The following is a 19,060-nucleotide window of genomic DNA, read 5'->3' as shown; positions in this document are numbered from 1 at the left end:
TAAAAAGAACCTTCGCGTTAAATAACGTCAAGGTTCTTTTTTCTTTATCACATTGATAAGTCGCAATTAATCTTTAAATTCATAAACTGCTAAATTCGATAAAGCAACAATAAATTTTCTAATTTTAGCATAACCCATTGCTGTTAAAGCCGCCGCATAAATATTCAGCTGTCCGCCATACCGAGCTTTTAATAACGCCTGACCATCAGTATGTGGGGCAATATAGTCGGTTTTATAATCAAATAACCAAATCTCCTCATTAACTGTTACTACCCCGTCCATGATTCCGTGGATTAACACACGTTCGTCACCACTAAAATTTTGATATAGCTGATTAGCTTTAATTAACATTGAAAATGGAACTTCACGTTGGACCGTATCAAAATTGGCAACTAACTGTTTTCCTAATGATGTCCGTTTAAAGAAATCCACCATTTGTGTCACCGGCAAAAGATGCTCTAATGACGACTCAATCAACCCATCTTGAATTAACTGTTGAATTAACGTTTGGAAATCTTGCTCAGTTGGCACCCCATCTTTTAAATTAATTTTTTGCAAAACCAAATGGGCAGCCGTTCCACGTGAAACGCTCGTCGGCTTAGTCGCCATTTCATTCATAAACTTAGGCACCTTTAATTCTTGTCCTAACAAACGTTGCCCAGCTTCAATCCCATTATTTAATCGATGATCAGCTAATCCACGCCCTTCGGCTAAATCCGGGTCTTCAAAAACACGTTTAACTTCGGAAACCGATTGATAACTCGTAGTTCGCGTCGCCATTTCATAGGGATACTCATATTCCAAATGATTTTTGACATCTGCCGGTGAAATTTGAACGTCATCATACTGCTCATCAACCGGCGCTGCTTCAATACTCGTTGAAACCGGCTGGGCATTTTGTATATCATCAGATGTCTGAAAATTAAGCTGAAATTCAAAAGCATCCGTTGGTGTCAAGATTTGATGAGGCTTAACTTCAACATCAAAACGGTCAGCAAAAGGCTGCAGCTTTTCACCAAATTGGGGATGCCGTGCAATGGCCATCCCCATAAGGTTCATAAAGGAACGCTGGCTTAAACGAATATTCGCATCCAGCATAGAAACCTCCGCGGTACTTTTGGAGCTTAATTCCCAATGCGCAAGCAAGTCTTCCATATTCTTATAAGTTCCCACCAAAAAGAGTTGTTGTTCCGCCCTGGTGAGAGCAACATACAAAACCCTGAGTTGCTCAGCAAAATCAGCTTTTTGAATCGCTCGTTGGACTTTTAAATATTGCGGTGGCGTTAATTTAACATGATGCTTTCGATCAAAATACTGTAATCCAATCCCAGCTTCTCGTTCTAAAATTAAATGTCCTTGTTGATCAATTTGATTAAACATTTTAGTCGTGTTAAGTAAAAACACCACCGGGAATTCGAGCCCTTTTGAACCGTGAATGGTCATCAGATGCACGGTATTGGTCGCTTCGTTCGCATCAGCTTCACCAATATCATCCGCTGAAGTTTTTTGTAGCTGTTCAATATACCGATTAAATTGATAAAGGCCCGTAAAATTCGTTTTTTGATAACTCGCGGCGCGCTCATATAATGCATGCAAATTGGCTTGGCGCTGCACTCCTCCAGGCAATCCACCAACGTAATCCAGCCACCCAGTCGTTTGATAAATTTGCCAAATTAAAGTAACCAATTGATTTTGGACCGCTGTCGTATGAAATTGTGCTAAATCCTTTAAAAATGTTTTAACCTTCGCTTGATTTTCTTTATAAGCATCTGCTAATTTAACATCTGCTAATATTTCTTCGGGCAAATCGCCCTGCGCAAATTTTTGCACGGCCGTAAAATAGGCTGCATCTGGTGCTTGAATGCGAATCCAAGCCAGTCCATTTTCATCCAATTGATACATTGGCGACCGTAAAACTGCTGCTAAGGGGATGTCTTGATATGGATTATCAATCAAACGCAAATAGTCCAGCATGATTGAGATTTCCAAAGTTTGAAAATAATTACCCGAGCCTTGAACTGTCAAAGGAATCCCCAACGCTTTGAAAATTTCAATAATTTGCGGATTTTGTGTCCTTGATGGGACTAAAATCGTCATATCATCCCAAGTTAAATCACGTTCTACTTGTTGCTCACGATCAAAAATTTGAAAATGATCAGCCATCAACTGCTTAATCTTTTGACCAAGCATCCAAATTTGCCCAGTGCTGCCCGTTAATGCATCCTTACCATACCTTTCAAGCCTTTCTATACCTGATTGCTCTTCTTCAGCATCATCATTTTCGGATCCTTCATTGAAATAAATCATCAATTCAGCCTGTTTGGGTAGATTTTTTGGGTAATAATCTGCACCAGCAATCAGCTTCGCATCACCCGCATATTCCACATCCCCCAGTTCCAAACTCATCAATTGTTCGAATAAATAATTAATAAAGTTGGTGACATTCGGTTGTGAACGAAAGTTTTCAGCTAAAGTAATTAGCTCATTGTTATCTTGTGCTCCAGCATAGGTTTGCATTTTATGAGCAAATAATTGTGGGTCAGCCTGCCGAAATTTATAAATTGATTGTTTAATATCGCCCACTTGAAAAACATTATTCCCCCGCGCCAACGCCTGGACAATCGTCTCTTGTAAGTAATTGGTATCTTGGTACTCATCAACCATAATTTCAACATATTGTTCCCGCAATTTTTGAGCGGTAGCTGGTTGTTGGACAATCTCTAAAGCAAAATGTTCCAAGTCATTAAAATCAAAAACTTTGCGTTCCTTTTTATCAGCTAAATATATTTCAGCAAACGTTTGTGTGAGCTTAACCAAAGCTTGCACACCTTGTTTGGCCCCTGCCGTAGCAACTTGCAAGCCAGCTTGGTCTAAGACCATAAATTTAGTTCCTAAAGTTTTAAACTGATTTTTTAAGTCCGCCCGGGCTTGGGTAACTTGCTTCCAAGCTTGTTTCTCATCAGCTTCCCACTTACGGTTAGCCGTCCGTCCTTTGCCCCCCCAAGAATTAAATGGTACGGCAAAAAAACTCGCCCGCAATGCATCCCAATCGCCGCCCGATTGTAGCTGCGTTTTTAAGTTCATAATTTGTGCCAACTCATCATCCAAATCAGTTCGCCGATTTTGCGAACTGGTATCATCTGTCGCAGGTAACTGCTCCAACAACATTTGATACTCGTGAATAAGGTCATCTAAATTATCTATTATTAAATCATACAAAGTTTCTAATGTTGCTGAATCATCTTGTCTATCAACTTGTTGCGCCATCTGATAAGCCAAAGGCAGTTGATTTAACCATTCATTGGTATCAGGACGAGCCATCGCAAAATCAAATAATTTAAAAACGGCCTGACTTAAACTTTCATCACTGCCTCGATCATCAGTAAACTGATCGACTAACGCTAAAAAGTCAGCATCAGGTTGCTGATACTGACGCTCCAATACTTGATCCATTATTTGTTGCATCACCAAATTTCGCTCAGCCGTATCAGCTAAGCGGAATTGTGGATCCAAATCAATCGTATAATGATATTGTTCAATCAGGCGCAAGGCAAAAGCGTGCAGCGTAGAAATGTTTGCCACTTTTAATAATCGTAACTGCTTCATCAGATGTGCCCGCTGTGAGCCTTCACTTTCCGCTGCTGCTTGGCGCAAAGCTTTTTCTAATCGTTCTTTCATCTCAGAAGCCGCAGCTTCTGTAAAGGTGACAATCAAAAATTCATCCACATTATCGCCCGCAAGGAGCCGCTGTAAAACGCGCTCAACTAAAACCCGCGTCTTACCAGAGCCCGCAGAAGCCGACACTAAAATATTTTTATTACGCTTTTCAATCGCTGCGGTCTGTTGTGTCGTGAACTCCATCGTTTCCTCCTTGCTGTGCAGAATTGATCTGCTGTTGCATTGCTTCAAGTGCTGCTTTCTTATTAAGTGTCTTTAATTCTTGATAGTGATCACCTAACATGGCATCAAAATGCATCACGTCTAGATAATCGCTATACTGCAGACCGGTTTTATTACCCTGCCGGAAAGGCTGAATGGGGAACTTTCCCGCCAAAATCGCGCCGGCCAATTCTTGAACCTTGTTTAAATTATATTGTCTTAAAGTTTCTAGTTCGGCCTCAGTGACAACATCAGAACTAGCTTTATAAGTCCCATCTTTCTTTTGATCTAACGCATACGGTCCATTTTCAATCGTCTGTAAATAATCCTGCTTATCTAAGATAATACCCCGATAACGGTTATTCGCTGCGACTTTATCCTCAATTTGTTGAATCTGTTCTGGCAAAGTTTCATGCCCAGTTTTAACTTCTGGCTCTAACATCCCTTGTCGCAATTCAAAAAAAGTCGCCGCACTGACCTTCTGTGGGCTCGGTAAATCTTGATTCAATGCTTGCCAATAAGTTAATAATTGTAATTCTTGACCATAATATGCTTTTGTATAATCAAAGGCCCGTGCACCAGATTTATAGTCAACAATCGCCACATTATTTAACTCTTGATCATAGCGGTCAATTTTCCCGCGTAGAATGACGCTCCCTTCTGGCATTTTAACTCGTAGGGGCTGAAAATTTCCTCGTCCAAAAGCCACTTCGGTCCCGCCTGTTTTTGGATGACCTAGCGTATGTCGTTGCCCACGTTGCATCTGTTTTAAGGCGGCATCCACCCGCTGTTCTAAATTTTTGGTTAAATGCGACCACCGCGCGTTCGAATGCAATGTTTCAAACGTTGGGTCATTTTGTGCAAAAATCGTTTGAATCGCCACTTTTTCTAAATCTTCTAACGTTGCTGATGATACGTCCCGCAACGCCTGCGAGCCTAAATGATGGAAAACATGCTCTAACAAGGCATGCATGTAAGTCCCTTTTTGGCCTTCCGTTAATTGCATTTCCGGCCGTGGTTTTAATTTCAAACCAAATTGTAAAAAGAATTCGTAGGGATTCCGGGCATAGGATTCCAAACGTGAAATGGACGTTTTTAAATCACTTCCGAATAATTTATTAATCAGACGCTGATCGACGACCTTACTTTGATTATTATAGTTTAAACTACCCATAATTTTAGTATACGCTTCGGTTTGTTCTTGTTGCATTATTTGATCTAACGTTTGCCATAATGGTGCTAAAGATTGTTCCAATTGATGCGCTTGTGCCTTGGCTAATACAAGACGACTTAATGTACTAGCCCAAGTTCCTAATTGTTCTGCGAGCTGCGGAGCTAAGACTTCGGCTTGTTGTGTCTTTAATTGGAACCCCCGCGCTAACCTTTCAATATATGTCGATGGTTTTAATTTCACTTCCCCATCTGAAGTGGGATATGACCAAACAACTTTTTGCTGACTAATCATCATCGCCTGATAAATTTGCAGACTATCTTGTGCCATCGTTTGTTCCGTGGTTTCACGTAATTGTGTTCCGGATGGTAAAAACTTTTGCAGCTTATTGCGATCTCGATCTTCCAATAAAGCATGCTGGGAAACAGTAACCGGCAAATTTTGACTAGTTGCACCAAAAATAATGACTTGCGGTACACCAACAACTTGGACCATCCCCGTTTCGGTAACCAAAACTTGGTCCATTGCCGCGGGGATACCAGCAAATTTAGCTTGCTCCATGGCGGCTATCAGAGTCGCTTTAAATTCTTCAAGTGACAATGACCCTTGATCAAAAACCATAACCACATCATCAACCAAGTCCATCAAACGCCCCCAAACTTGGTCAATCTGTTGTGCCACACTTAAACGACCATCCGTCACAGCTACTTCACGTTGCTCTAATAGTCTTTGTTGCACGCCTTGTTGTACTAAAAAATCATATAAATGTTTTACTAATAACCGAGCATTGCCAGCAGCTTGAAGTCGGGTTAAAAATGGTGCTACAACTTGTGAAATTTGATTATGAATGATTGCTAGTTGTGTATCAAATTCATGATTACGAGCTCGTGTATATTCATCTGTTTCATCTGTAACCTGCTGATCAAACTGCCAGGCCTGCTGGTCTGTCCATCGTTTTCCCGTATAATTTTTAGCTAATGCATAATTTTCCGTCAGCGCCAAAGCTTCACGATATTCCGTCAGAGTTACCCCTTCTGGCACCAATAATTCAGTCTTCAATAAAGCCAAAATATCCGCCAAACGGTAATTAGGCGCAACGTCTAGTAATTCACGCACAAACACAAATAGTGGATGGTTGACCATCAGCTGATCCATATCGAGATACAAAGGAATATTATATTTTTGAAAAATAGCGGGTAAAATATTTGCATACTGCTGCAAATCAGGTGTCATCAGGACAAAATCTTGATACCGGTGTGCACCTGTATTCACCGCCATCCGAATACTCTGCGCCAATTGTTCAATTTCTTGATAACGGGAACGCGCACTCCAGATTTCCACCGCCGAATTTGGAGCTTGAATTTGTACCCCCACTTGTTCATAATCAATCCAAAATTGCGATAAGTGCTGCAAGCCCTCTGATAAATTACGTGGTTCATCAATAGCTTGCACTTGTACTTCCAAAGACTGATTTTGCGCATAATTAAATAATTGTTGCGCTAATTGCCGCGATGCAAAAAACAAATCATTTTCATCCAGCGATACTCTGATTTTACCCACGGCATCTGCAGTTCCAGGTAGCGCAATTGTCACCCCAGCGCTCATGAGCATCAAAGCTTCAACCACGCCACGTTCAGGTCGCGTCATTTGTGAATACCCATCAATATAAAAATATTGATGCGTTAAGTCGCGCTGACCTTGTTCCAAAAATATTTTTAAAACCTGTAATAAATCTTGGCTCACAAATTGATCACGTCGTCCTAATTCAGCGTCTAACGCTGAACCAATCAATGCGACATCATGTAATTTCTGCTGTAAAACGACTTCTTGATCCAACTCTGCACTAATTTGATTAACATCATCCCAAGTTAAACCACTTGCTTTAATTTCTTGAATCTGTGCCGCCATTTGACTGATAAAACCTTGTTTACCTAATAAATTGCCATAAAGTTGCAGCTCATCTTGATGCTGTTGCAAGAGACTCTGCACTAACATGGTGACTGCCTCGGGTGACAAATTCGCGCGCTGGTATAAGGAAGTATCGTTCATGTAATACCAAACCAAACGAGATAAAGAAAAGACTTGCACCCTTGGTGTAACTAAAGTTGTACCTTGCCGTTGGTCTAAAGCAGCCAAGCGTTCTAAAACATTTACCTCAGTTTTAAATTTAATTTTATTTGGCACAATAAAAAAGACTTCTGCTTGAGTATCTGTTTGCAAGACTTTTTGCATCTGTTTTAAGAGGGCCCGTTCCCGATCTTGACTACCATCTCCAAATAAAATTGTAACCCCCATTTAATTGTCCCCCTGTGCTTGCATTTTACGTGCTCGCTTTTTTGCTTTTTGACGTTTACGAATAGCTTGGAAAAAATTCTTCATCAATGCCTGCGCTTCGTCCGACCGCACCCCTGAGTGAACTTCCACTTGATGGTTTAGACGTTCATCTTCTAAAATTTGATACATGGAATGTACGCCACCCGCTTTATAATCTTCAGCCCCATAATATACAGCTTGAATGCGCGCTTGTTGCATCAAACCTGCACACATAATACAAGGCTCAATCGTAACAAAAACTTGTGCATTCGGTAAACGCCACGTCTTGAACATTCGACTCGCCGCCAAAATAGCTTGAAATTCAGCATGTTGACTGGGATCTTCAAAACGTTCCCGCAAATTAAAGCCCCGACCCACGATTTGTTGGTCAACTACCACGACTGCACCAATTGGCACCTCGCCCAAAGCAGCTGCTTTTTGAGCTTCTTTCAGCGCTTCACCCATATAATATGCCTGTTGCTGTTGTGTTAATCCCATGCTGATTACTCCTTACATAAAAAGGCCTGGTTCTCAAAACCTCAGCCTTTTGTACTTTTTAACGCGATACTAGTCCATGCGCCGACTTTCTAAAATATAATAACCTTTGTCTTTAGCCAAAACTTGCACATTACCAAAAGTGTCCGCCATTAGTTTCTTAGCTGACGGCGCACCTTGTTTCTTTTGCAAAACAACCGTCAAAGTACCATTCAGTACCAAATGATCGATTGCTTGGGCCAACATTCCACTCACGACTGCTTTTCCAGCCCGTACCGGCGGATTGGTTAAAATAGCCGCAAATTTACCATCAACATTCGAATATTGATCAGATTGTACCACGTTAATCTGATCAGCAACTTGATTTGCTTGTGCATTGCGTTTAATTAACTCAACTGCCCGTTGATTAATCTCGGCGGCCACAAATTGCCGTTTTGGCAGTTGTTTAGCTAAGCTAATTGCCACTGGACCATAACCTGCCCCCAAATCTAAAATCGATCCGTCCGGTAAATCCTTAATTTTAAAATTTTCAAGCATAGTTCGCGTTCCAAAATCAACCGTTTGCCTGGAAAAGACCCCCGCATCGGTCGTGAAACTCAGGTCATGATTAAATAAAGTGAAATGCCAAGTATGCTCATCATGTTGTGTGGTTGGCGTTTCTATATAATAATGTTGATTTTCCATAGTATCGTCCTATCTGTCTACCTAAATCTTTCCCTCTAGTATAGCATGTTCTTGTTCCTTGAGACATGCTCGAGCTAGACCAATTATACTGATTGATTGCTTAAAAAAACAAGCTAAGAATGAAACCACCCCAGCCTGTTTACCATAAAATCCGTCTCCATTTTAATGTAGATATTGATTCAAAAAATTCATCATTCGTTCAACATAAGCTTCTTTTTCAACGGCATACGACTTAGTATGTTCAGCCTTAGGCACAATTACCATCTGTTTAGGGCCGGCTTGCGCCCGATAATTTTGCTTAATATACTTGGTTGGCACAAAGCTATCCTTTTCACCATGAATGAATAACATTGGGCGATGATTTTTAACCAGATATTGCTGAACATTCCCCTGCTTAAAGGAATATCCAGCGTAAAGGCGTGAATACCCTGACACAATGTGTACCAAAGGGTTAGCTAACCAAGCCGGAATATGATACATCTCATTGGCTTGATAAATTAATTCATCATAAATTGAATGATACCCAGCATCTTCTACATATGCTTTAACTTGTGCCGGTGGATTCATCCCTGATAACATCATCGTTGTTGCCCCACCTAATGAAGCACCCATGACGACAATTTGCGCATCAGCACCTTGCTTTTCCACAATCATCTGTGTCCATTTTTTAGCGTCTTTTGCTTCCAAATAACCATAACCAATGTACTTACCACCCGAACGTCCAGCCGCCCGGTTATCGATTAGTAAGACATTATAACCCTGTTGATGAAACATTGCGGCATATGGAGCCATCGCCTGGTGATCGACCCCGAATCCATGGATTACCAATGCGGTTTTAGTTGTGGCTTGCTCAGCTGGAACATAGTCCCCTTTTAATTTAACACCATCATTGGCTTGCAAGTTCCAGACTTGCGCATGCTTTTGGTATTTCTGCCACGCTTCTTGTTGGTCATATAACGGTGCACCTGGCTTCAATGAACCACCTTTAATAAAGTCTTTATCCGCCCGAACTTCAGCAACATGGAAAAAATAACCACCCGCCGCAACTAATAATAAGCATATTACTAAGCCAAGCCCCAAAACCCGCTTAACCCATTTATTAATTTTCATTGTTTCTTAACTTCCAATCTATCCTTTTTTAAATTTACTTCGTTTGTCGAAATAAAACTTATTTTAGCATTTTTTCAGAAGTTTGACCAACATTATTTTAAACAACCACGCTTTAAAAATACCGATAATATTTTAAATCGGCCGTTCGACAATATGCTTCAAATCCATCCGCAAATTGATTTCGCATTTCAAAATTAATGAAATTCAACTTAAAACCTTCATCATTTGGATTACAACCAATCCGATAAATTCGACTATCATGAATCCGCCCTAAATAAAGGGTCCCATTTTGCCGCTGGATGGCCTGAATTGCTCGTAAAATGTCATCAGCAAACTGCGTCGAAATTAACGGAGCGTGGCCTAATAATTGATAAAACATTGCTTGATTTATAACGGGGTTCTCTCGGTGCATCTCGTCTCCTACCATGTTCGCCTCCAAAACTCTGTGCTAGTTCTAGGAACTGTATCATTTTTGCTTCATCATCGTAACATATTAACCTCGCATTATGTTAGTTTTCAACTAATTTTAACTTTCATTAAACTAGGAGTAACTTAACTAAATGAATGCTTTCCCCCGCTAATCCCCTAATAAACCTAAATTTTTACCTCCAAGTTCCCCTCAAAATAATTTTTGGCCAAATCATGAATATCTTCATTAAAATTTTAACCAAAATAAAAAAGCTCTAAGCGCAGTTTCAGTCCTGACCCTCAAGCTTTTTATTTAATTATGATTACAAATTCGTAAAATCGATAACCTTACGTCCGGTAATCTTACCTGCCAACATTTCATCAACCACATCATTGATTGAATCAAACGGTACAGTTTCAACGATTGGCTTAACTTTTCCTTCAGCTCCAAATTGGAAGGCTTCTTTCAAATCAGCACGTGTTCCTACCAATGAACCACGAACTTCAATTCCATCCAAAACCGTCTTAGCAATATTCAAGTCCATATCACCTTGTGGCAAAGCAACTGCCACCAACTTACCCATTGGGCGCAAAACGTTAACGGCTTGTGAGAAAGCAGCGTTATTAACGGCAGTAACTTGTGCGTTGTGTACTCCACCAGTTAATTCGTTCACCTTAGCCACAACATCCTCAGTCTTACGGTTAACCAAGACTTCCGCCCCGTTTTCAGCCGCTGCTGCCAACTTTTCGGGATTACCATCAATAACTGCAACGTGCGCTCCAAAGACATTGTGAGCATACTGAACAGCCAAGTTTCCAAGACCACCAGCACCGTGCACTGAAACCCATTGTCCAGGCTTTGTCTCTCCAGTCTTCAAGGCCTTGTACATTGTTACACCGGCACAAGTAATTGAAGTAGCTTCAATAGGATCCAAACCAGCTGGAACCTTCACTGCGTACTTAGCATTCACAACACATTGCTGTGACATCGCACCATCAACGGTGTACCCTGAGTTACGGACGTTCCGGCAGAAGGTTTCATTTCCAGAAACACAATAGTCGCAAACACCACATGCGTCATAGAACCAAGCAACAGAAACCCGATCTCCAACCTTTAGATACTCCCCAGCACCTTCACCAAGCTTAGAAACAATTCCGACTCCTTCGTGTCCCGTTACGCGCCGGAAATCTCCATTCCGTGATCCAATCTTATTAGGATCACCGAAATCACCATTAGCGGTGTGAATATCCGTGTGACATAGCCCAACATATTCCATATCAACTAAAGCTTCACCAAAATCTAAGGCCCGTGGCTCCCAATCATCAATTAAATCAAAGTGTCCATCATTATTTTCGCGTACTACTGCTGCCTTCATTAGTAATTCTCCTATATATCAATATATCAATGTGAATTAATTTACATATATTATTGTAAGCCCTTTCTCAATAAATGTAAATGATCTTCATATACTTCACAATTCCTTATTGCTACAGGCTGGTGTGCACTAGTCCTTTTGGCTTAATAATTTTATCAATTTTTCACAATATCATTCTATAGTTATTTAAAAAAAAGACTGATATTTCTGTCAGTCCTGCGTTTCTAAATTTAATCAATTTGAGTGGCTCTTTGCCCCATCCCATAAAGCGCATAGATTCAAAAAACGGCACAAAAAAAACCTCACAAATTATCATGTGCGACTTCTACAATGAGGAGCCATTCAACCTAGACTAAGCTTAACTCAGCCATCATCATAACAGTTTATACATAATAACTTGGAGATTTTAAAGAATGTTTATCGATTTTGGCGCTAACGAATTAGTCAACCAATTCCAAGATAACCATTTGTGCAGCGTCTCCACGACGTTGTACAGTCTTTAAGATACGAGTGTAACCACCCGCACGGCCTTCAAAACGAGGCGCAACTTGATTGAACAAGTATTGCAAAGCATTTTCAACTTTAACCTTGTCGTCTTCAGTTGTTTGAACATCAGCGACAATGTTACGCATAAATGCAGCGGCCTTCCGACGTGAAGCTAAGTCTCCGTGCTTTCCCAATGTGATCATCTTTTCAGCGGTCTTACGAACTTCTTTGGCACGGGCCTCAGTAGTTTCAATCCGACCGTTAACCAACAATGCAGCGGTCAAGTCACGTAACAAAGCTTTACGTTGTGAGCTTGTACGTCCCAACTTACGGTATGACATGAGTCATTCCTCCTTCTTTGGTATTGTTTATTAATTAGTCTTCCTTACGAAAACCAAGTCCTAGCAAAGCTAGCTTATCTTGAATTTCGTCAAGTGATTTCCGACCGAGATTACGAACGGACATCATTTGTGTCTCTGTTCGATCAACTAGCTCTTGGACAGAGTTAATCCCAGCCCGCTTTAGACAATTATATGAACGAACTGATAGGTCAAGCTCTTCGATTGGCATCTCAGTATGCTTAGGCGCAACAGTTTCTTCTTTGTCAACCATCACTTGTGCATTAACTGCCTTTTCTGACATCTCAACAAAAGCATTTAAGTGAGACGATAAGATTTGAGCAGCCAAAGAAACAGCTTCCGCAGGTGTCAAAGACCCATCAGTCCAGACATCCAAAGTGAGCTTGTCATAATCAGCACGTTGTCCAACACGAGTGTTTTCAACTTGATAATTAACACGCTCAATGGGGGTAAAGATTGAATCAATTGCAAGAACGCCAATTGGCAAATCATCATGCAATTCTTTATTCTGCTCTGCTGAAACATAACCGCGACCGCGCTCAGCCGTCAAAGTCATGTGCAACGTTGACCCCGCTGCAACTGTAGCAATGTACAAGTCTGGATTTAAGATTGTGACATCACTATCGCCAGTAATATCTCCGGCCGTTACCGTAGCGGGACCAGCGACATTAATTTCGAGTGTTTTCTCCTCGTCACTTTCAATACTCAATGAAACCTTTTTCAAGTTCAAAACGATTTGCGTAACATCTTCAACTACCCCTTCGACAGTTGAAAACTCATGCAAAACTGTATCAATTTGGACAGAATTGATCGCGGCTCCTGGCAATGAAGACAACAATACACGACGCAAAGAATTTCCAAGCGTTGTTCCGTAGCCCCGCTCTAATGGCTCAACTACAAACTTTCCGTAATTATTACTATCTTCAACAAGAGTGATCTTTGGGTTTTCGAATTCAAGCATATTGTTTATTACCCCTTTCATCAAAGCTGAGTTGTGAACTAGTTGCTAGGCAATTAGACACGACGGCGCTTTGGTGGCCGAGAACCATTGTGAGGTACTGGGGTTACATCCTTAATCGAAGTAACTTCCAACCCTGCAGCAGCCAAGGCACGGATAGCTGACTCACGACCTGAACCAGGACCTTTGACAGTTACTTCAACTGTCTTCATACCGTTTTCCATTGCGCCCTTAGCAGCAGCTTCCGATGCCATTTGAGCAGCGAATGGAGTAGACTTACGACTACCCTTGAAACCAAGTGAACCGGCTGAAGACCAGGCAACAGCGTTACCTTGTACATCAGTGATCATTACGATCGTATTGTTGAATGTTGCGTGAATGTGTGCTACACCACTTTCAATATTCTTCTTTATACGACGCTTACGATTATTACGACCTGCCATGAATACTAAACTCCTTTCTTACAGATATTAATTACTTCTTCTTACCTGCAATCGCAACAGCTGGGCCTTTGCTAGTACGGGCATTGTTCTTCGTGTGTTGTCCACGAACGGGCAATCCCTTACGATGGCGAATTCCGCGGTATGATGCGATTTCTTGCAACTTCTTAATGTTCAATGATACTTCACGACGTAAGTCACCTTCTACCTTGATACCATCCACAACTGAGCGGATAGCGTCTTCTTGGTCAGGTGTTAAATCACGAACACGTACGTCTTCAGAAACTCCAGCTTCTGCCAAAATCTTTTGAGCAGTAGTGTTACCGATTCCGTATACATAAGTCAATGCGATCACGATACGCTTATCGCGAGGCAAATCGATTCCTGCAATACGAGCCATTACTCTTACCTCCTATTATAATAATTAATATAAATCAGCCAATGTACTTAATTAAGCACCTTGACGTTGCTTGTGCTTGGGATTTGAGCAAATCACCATCACACGTCCGTTACGGCGGATAACTTTGCAGTTATCACACATAGGCTTAACTGATGGACGAACCTTCATTGTATTTACCTCCAAAAAATCTTATGACCGGTAACGGAAAGTAATCCGCCCCTTCGTCAAATCATATGGCGACATCTCAACTTTGACACGATCTCCTGGGAGAATCCGAATAAAGTTCTTTCGAATTTTACCAGAAACGTGTGCAAGAATTTCGGCGCCGTTTTCCAATTCAACGGTAAACATGGCATTTGGTAAAGTATCCTTTACCACACCAGAAATCTCAATAACATCGTTGGCCACGTTTATGCCTCCTTCGTTGTTTCTATTGAAGAACTGAGCTAATTATAGCACGAAACCACGCACTTTAATTAGGCGTTCTTCAAATTGTCAAGCAACGTTTTTACGTCGGCAAAAATCACTTCAAGTTCACGAGCCCCATCAATTTCATGCAAAAGCCCTTGCTTAGCATAATAATCTGCAATTGGTGCTGTTAATTCTCCATTTACCGCCAAACGATTTTTAATAACTTCAGGCGTGTCATCAGCACGACCACGAGCCAACATCCGATCAACCAAAACTGCTTCATCAGCAATAAAGTATAGAACGGCATCAAGCTTACGATCTTGCTTTGACAACATTTCATCTAAAGCCGTTGCTTGGTCTAAGTTACGTGGGAATCCATCTAAGATGAATCCCATTTTTGTATCGTCTTCAGATAAACGTTCTTCGACGATTCCGTCTGTCACTTCATCAGGAACTAAATTACCAGCGTCCATATAGGCCTTGGCTTTTAATCCTAACTCCGTTTCATTTGCCATCGCAGCACGGAACATATCGCCTGTACTGATATGTGGCAAATGATAAGTCTCCACCATCATCTCTGCTTGAGTACCTTTACCCACACCGGGAAGACCCAACAACATGATATTTAAACTCATTATGATTTAGCTCCTTCGTGAATGAACCCTACATATGCCTTCTTCATCATTAACCCTTCAAGTTGTCGAATCAAATCGATGGCAACTCCAATTACGATTAACAATGATGTTCCAGACATACCTAAGTTACTATCCAAGCCAAAGATATGTGTAGCTAGGATAGGTGCCAATGCAATTGCTCCTAAGAACAATGCTCCCACTGATGATAAACGCATCAATAATTTCGACATCCATTTTTCAGTTGCCGCACCTGGTCGAACTCCGACAATATAACTACCCTGCTTTTGCAAATTCTCAGCCACTTTTTCAGGATTAACCTGAACAAACGCATAAAAGAATGTAAAGAGGACAATCAATAATGTATATAGAATTCCACCCTGCAAAGTTTGCATCGAAAGCCACGTTGTAGCCGTCTCATACCAACCTTGCCCCCCAAACTTACCAGCAAAAGCTTGTAAGATGGTTTGTGGTGTAACCAATAATGATGATGCAAAGATAACCGGAATCACTCCCGCTACGTTAACCTTCAATGGTAAATACGATGAACTGCCGGAACCAACCGAACGCCGCGTATATTGCATTGGAATTTTGCGAATGGCCTGGTTAAACCAGGTAACAAATGAAATGACCACTACCAACAACATCATCAAACCAAAGAACAAAGCTGTTCCTTGCGCTTTATATGAGTTTTGAATAATGTTCTCATCGATTAACTGATAAAGTCCGGCGGGGACTCGCGCAATGATACCAGCAAAGATCAACATAGAAATACCTTGACCTAAACCATACTGGGTAATCATTTCTCCTAACCAAACCGCAAACATCGTTCCGATAGTCAAAATTGAACCAATCATCAGGTATGTTTGCAAATCAGGCGTCTGAACCAACTGAATTTGACTCAATTGATTAAAGCCTGCTGTAATTCCAATTGATTGCGCAAAAGCTAGGACAATAGTCAAATACCGCGTAACTTGGTTTAAATGACGACGACCAACCTCACCTTGCTTTGACCATTCGACAAAGCGTGGAACAATGTCCATTTGCAACAACTGTACCACGATTTGAGCGGTAACATATGGCGAAACACCCATCGCAAACAATGAATAATTCGTCAATCCGCCACCACTAAACATATTTAAAATGCTCCCGAGCCCAGAATTAGCAACCTCACTTAGTGCTTTAGGGTTAATCCCTGGTACAGTAATGTACGCACCAATCCGGTATACAATCAAAATCCCTAGAGTGAAGAACAACTTTTTACGAATGTCCTTTTCTTTTAGTGAATTGAGCACGGTTTGTAGCATTAGATCACCTCAGTCTTACCACCAGCTGCTTCAATAGCAGATACTGCTGATGCTGAGAACTTGTTTGCCTTTACAGTCAAAGACTTTTCAAGTTGACCATTAGCTAAAATCTTGATCCCTGACATTTCCTTCTTAACGATTCCTGATTCCACCAATAATGCTGGTGTAACTTCAGTTCCGTTTTCGAAGCTGTTCAATTGGCTCAAGTTAACAACCGCAAATTCTTTACGGTTGATATTTGTAAATCCACGCTTTGGAATCCGACGGAACAAAGGCATTTGTCCACCTTCAAAGCCCAAACGGACCTTACTACGGGCCTTTTGTCCTTTTTGACCACGTCCTGCAGTCTTACCATTACCTGAAGACTCACCACGTCCGACACGATTACGAACCTTGCGAGAACCTTCAGTAATTTCAAGCTCATTAAGCTTCATTAGGTTTTTTCCTCCTTTTGAGCAGTTTTGTACTTACTTAGCTTCTTCAACAGTAACTAAGTGAGCAATCTTGAAAATAGCACCACGCGTTTGTGCATTATCAGGCAATACAACTGATGAAGATACCTTGTTCAAACCAAGAGACTTCACAATTGCACGTTGCTTGGGCAAACGGTGGGCAGCACTCTTAACGAGCGTAACTTTAACTTGTTCAGCCATGTCATTTGCCTCCTTATTTAGCCAAGTGCTCGATTGAGACCTGACGCAAATCTGCAACTTCATCTGCGTTCTTCAATTGAGAGATCGCATCAAAAGTAGCACGTACAACGTTGATTGGAGTTGCTGATCCAAGTGACTTAGCAGTCACGTCAGCGATTCCAGCCAATTCCAAAACAGCACGGGCTGCTCCACCGGCAGCTACTCCAGATCCTTCAGCGGCTGGCTTAACCAACACGCGTCCACCACCGAAGACACCCAATGCAGAGTGAGGAAGAGTTGTACCTACAGTCGGTACGGCGACAATGTTACGGTTGGCAGCTTCAACAGCTTTACGGATAGCTTCAGGAACTTCTTGAGCTTTACCAGTACCAAAACCAACGTGCCCATTACGGTCACCAACAACAACCAAAGCGGCAAAACGCAAACGACGACCACCCTTAACAACCTTAGTAACACGGTTGATAGCTACGACGTTTTCTTCTAACTCACCAAGAGTTTTTGGATCGATATATGCCATGATTATTTTCCTCCTTCCCTTAGAACTTCAAACCAGCTTCACGAGCTGATTCAGCTAATGCTTGAACACGTCCGTGATACAAGTAACCACCACGATCAAAAATTACTTCTTCAATCCCAGCAGCCTTGGCACGGTCAGCAATCAAAGCACCAACCTTAGTAGCTTGTTCAGTCTTTGGTGCAGCAACAATAGATGCATCCAAAGTTGAGGCACTAGCAAGCGTCACACCCGCTACGTCATCAATTAATTGAGCGTAGATGTTTTTGTTAGAACGGAAAACGTTCAAGCGTGGGCGCTCTGCAGTACCAGAAATCTTACCACGAACCCGAGTGTGTCGGTGTTGACGCACTTTATTCTTGTCTGACTTCGTAATCATGTTCGTAACCTCTTTATATTCTGTGCAAAAGATATACATAGTAAGTTAATCGAGACGTTGCTCTCGATTTTAAGCAATATGCTTAAAATTACTTACCAGTCTTACCTTCCTTACGTGCAACGTTTTCATTTTCGTAACGAATTCCCTTACCCTTATAAGGTTCAGGAGCGCGAACGGAACGGATCTCAGCAGCGAAATCTCCGACCTTTTGCTTTGAAATTCCAGAAACAATTACAGTAACTGAATCAGGAACTTCCACAGTCATTTCATTACGGTCTTCGAATTCAACTGGGTGTGAATAACCAACGTTCAACACAAGCTTGTTTCCTTGCTTAGCTGCACGATATCCAACACCGACAAGCTTCAAAGTCTTCTTGAAGCCTTCTGAGACACCCTCAACCATGTTGGCGACGTTCGCACGAGTAGTTCCGTGCAAAGCCTTGATCTTTCCGTCATCTGAAGAACGAGTAAATGTTACTTCGTTACCCTCAACCGTAAATGCGATTTCTGAAGCAACTTCGCGTGACAATTCACCCTTTGGTCCCTTAACAGTTACAACGTCACCTTCACGGGCAATTTCCACGCCTGCAGGTAAGGTCAAAACTTTGTTACCAATACGACTCATAGTAGGATACCTCCTTTTTTAGATTTTATTTTTTACCAAACGTATGCCAATACCTCGCCACCAATATTCTTGGCGCGAGCTTCCTTATCGGTGATAACACCTTCAGAAGTTGAGATGATAGCAATTCCCAAACCGTTCAAAACCTTTGGTAGTGAATCGGCCTTAACGTATGAACGCAATCCAGGCTTTGAAATACGCTTCAAACCTGAGATAACACGTTGCTTATCAGCACCATACTTAAGGAAAACGCGGATTACTCCTTGCTTATCATCATCAATGTATTCAACATCGCGAACAAAGCCTTCATTTTTTAAGATTTCGGCGATGTCCTTCTTGATCTTTGATGCAGGGACTTCAACTGAATCGTGATGTACCATATTAGCATTACGAATACGAGTCAAGAAATCTGCAATTGGGTCAGTCATTGACATTGATGTTGCCTCCTATAAATTTATTACTG

The 19,060-nt window shown here is 41.5% G+C and carries 21 protein-coding genes; all 21 read right to left on the bottom strand.

The window, feature by feature from the left end:
• Window positions 1-66: 66 nt before the first annotated feature.
• The 21 genes from addA to rpsH all read right to left on the bottom strand — a co-directional run bounded on the left by addA (window position 67) and on the right by rpsH (window position 19,031).
• On the bottom strand, window positions 67-3,861 hold the full coding sequence (gene addA / locus IV73_RS02265; protein WP_057754287.1) for a helicase-exonuclease AddAB subunit AddA: 3,795 nt from the start codon (window positions 3,859-3,861) through the stop codon (window positions 67-69).
• Entirely contained in the window at window positions 3,827-7,345 is a 3,519-nt protein-coding gene (locus IV73_RS02260; protein WP_057754285.1) for a PD-(D/E)XK nuclease family protein, read from the bottom strand. The genes addA and IV73_RS02260 overlap by 35 nt, the downstream gene beginning before the upstream one ends.
• Window positions 7,346-7,861 carry a tRNA adenosine(34) deaminase TadA gene (tadA, locus tag IV73_RS02255; protein ID WP_057754282.1) on the bottom strand — a complete coding sequence of 172 codons (516 nt, stop codon included), beginning with the start codon at window positions 7,859-7,861 and terminating at the stop codon, window positions 7,346-7,348. It abuts the gene before it with no gap.
• 69 nt (window positions 7,862-7,930) lie between these two features.
• Entirely contained in the window at window positions 7,931-8,542 is a 612-nt protein-coding gene (locus IV73_RS02250) for a class I SAM-dependent methyltransferase (RefSeq protein WP_057754279.1), read from the bottom strand.
• A 162-nt stretch (window positions 8,543-8,704) separates the two neighbouring features.
• Window positions 8,705-9,652 carry an alpha/beta hydrolase gene (locus IV73_RS02245; RefSeq protein WP_057754276.1) on the bottom strand — a complete coding sequence of 316 codons (948 nt, stop codon included), beginning with the start codon at window positions 9,650-9,652 and terminating at the stop codon, window positions 8,705-8,707.
• A 112-nt stretch (window positions 9,653-9,764) separates the two neighbouring features.
• Window positions 9,765-10,079, bottom strand: a complete 315-nt coding sequence (locus IV73_RS02240; protein ID WP_057754273.1) for a hypothetical protein — start codon at window positions 10,077-10,079, stop codon at window positions 9,765-9,767.
• 304 nt (window positions 10,080-10,383) lie between these two features.
• On the bottom strand, window positions 10,384-11,436 hold the full coding sequence (gene adhP / locus IV73_RS02235; protein WP_057754270.1) for an alcohol dehydrogenase AdhP: 1,053 nt from the start codon (window positions 11,434-11,436) through the stop codon (window positions 10,384-10,386).
• A 440-nt stretch (window positions 11,437-11,876) separates the two neighbouring features.
• Window positions 11,877-12,263, bottom strand: coding sequence for a 50S ribosomal protein L17 (gene rplQ, locus IV73_RS02230; protein WP_057754266.1), 387 nt, complete (start codon window positions 12,261-12,263; stop codon window positions 11,877-11,879).
• A 34-nt stretch (window positions 12,264-12,297) separates the two neighbouring features.
• Complete coding sequence (locus IV73_RS02225) at window positions 12,298-13,242, bottom strand: DNA-directed RNA polymerase subunit alpha (RefSeq protein ID WP_057754262.1); 945 nt, start codon at window positions 13,240-13,242, stop codon at window positions 12,298-12,300.
• A gap of 53 nt (window positions 13,243-13,295) precedes the next feature.
• Entirely contained in the window at window positions 13,296-13,682 is a 387-nt protein-coding gene (gene rpsK, locus IV73_RS02220) for a 30S ribosomal protein S11 (protein WP_057754259.1), read from the bottom strand.
• 31 nt (window positions 13,683-13,713) lie between these two features.
• Complete coding sequence (gene rpsM / locus IV73_RS02215; RefSeq protein WP_057754256.1) at window positions 13,714-14,079, bottom strand: 30S ribosomal protein S13; 366 nt, start codon at window positions 14,077-14,079, stop codon at window positions 13,714-13,716.
• A 51-nt stretch (window positions 14,080-14,130) separates the two neighbouring features.
• Window positions 14,131-14,247: a 50S ribosomal protein L36 gene (gene rpmJ / locus IV73_RS06510; RefSeq protein WP_070229441.1), complete on the bottom strand. Its 117-nt coding sequence runs from the start codon at window positions 14,245-14,247 to the stop codon at window positions 14,131-14,133.
• Window positions 14,248-14,268: 21 nt separating this feature from the next.
• Entirely contained in the window at window positions 14,269-14,487 is a 219-nt protein-coding gene (gene infA, locus IV73_RS02210) for a translation initiation factor IF-1 (RefSeq protein WP_057754252.1), read from the bottom strand.
• 68 nt (window positions 14,488-14,555) lie between these two features.
• Window positions 14,556-15,125 (bottom strand): adenylate kinase, encoded by a 570-nt coding sequence (locus tag IV73_RS02205; RefSeq protein WP_057754249.1) that lies wholly within the window; start codon window positions 15,123-15,125, stop codon window positions 14,556-14,558.
• Window positions 15,125-16,429 carry a preprotein translocase subunit SecY gene (secY, locus tag IV73_RS02200; RefSeq protein WP_057754248.1) on the bottom strand — a complete coding sequence of 435 codons (1,305 nt, stop codon included), beginning with the start codon at window positions 16,427-16,429 and terminating at the stop codon, window positions 15,125-15,127. The genes IV73_RS02205 and secY overlap by 1 nt, the downstream gene beginning before the upstream one ends.
• A complete protein-coding gene (gene rplO / locus IV73_RS02195) occupies window positions 16,429-16,863 on the bottom strand; it encodes a 50S ribosomal protein L15 (RefSeq protein ID WP_057754245.1) in 435 nt (144 codons plus the stop codon). Before rplO ends, secY begins: the two co-directional genes overlap by 1 nt.
• Window positions 16,864-16,896: 33 nt before the next feature.
• Window positions 16,897-17,082 carry a 50S ribosomal protein L30 gene (gene rpmD, locus IV73_RS02190; protein ID WP_057754241.1) on the bottom strand — a complete coding sequence of 62 codons (186 nt, stop codon included), beginning with the start codon at window positions 17,080-17,082 and terminating at the stop codon, window positions 16,897-16,899.
• A gap of 13 nt (window positions 17,083-17,095) precedes the next feature.
• The gene (rpsE, locus tag IV73_RS02185) at window positions 17,096-17,602 is read right to left on the bottom strand and encodes a 30S ribosomal protein S5 (RefSeq protein ID WP_201781075.1); all 507 of its coding nucleotides are present in this window, start codon (window positions 17,600-17,602) and stop codon (window positions 17,096-17,098) included.
• Between the two features lie 16 nt (window positions 17,603-17,618).
• Window positions 17,619-17,975, bottom strand: a complete 357-nt coding sequence (gene rplR, locus IV73_RS02180) for a 50S ribosomal protein L18 (RefSeq protein ID WP_057754235.1) — start codon at window positions 17,973-17,975, stop codon at window positions 17,619-17,621.
• 88 nt (window positions 17,976-18,063) lie between these two features.
• Window positions 18,064-18,600 carry a 50S ribosomal protein L6 gene (gene rplF / locus IV73_RS02175; RefSeq protein WP_057754231.1) on the bottom strand — a complete coding sequence of 179 codons (537 nt, stop codon included), beginning with the start codon at window positions 18,598-18,600 and terminating at the stop codon, window positions 18,064-18,066.
• Window positions 18,601-18,632: 32 nt separating this feature from the next.
• A complete protein-coding gene (gene rpsH, locus IV73_RS02170; protein ID WP_057754228.1) occupies window positions 18,633-19,031 on the bottom strand; it encodes a 30S ribosomal protein S8 in 399 nt (132 codons plus the stop codon).
• Between the last annotated feature and the right edge of the window lie 29 nt (window positions 19,032-19,060).

Source organism: Weissella kandleri, from assembly GCF_001438705.1.
Lineage (GTDB): Bacteria > Bacillota > Bacilli > Lactobacillales > Lactobacillaceae > Weissella > Weissella kandleri.
This window is presented reverse-complemented; position numbering and strand designations above follow the sequence as displayed.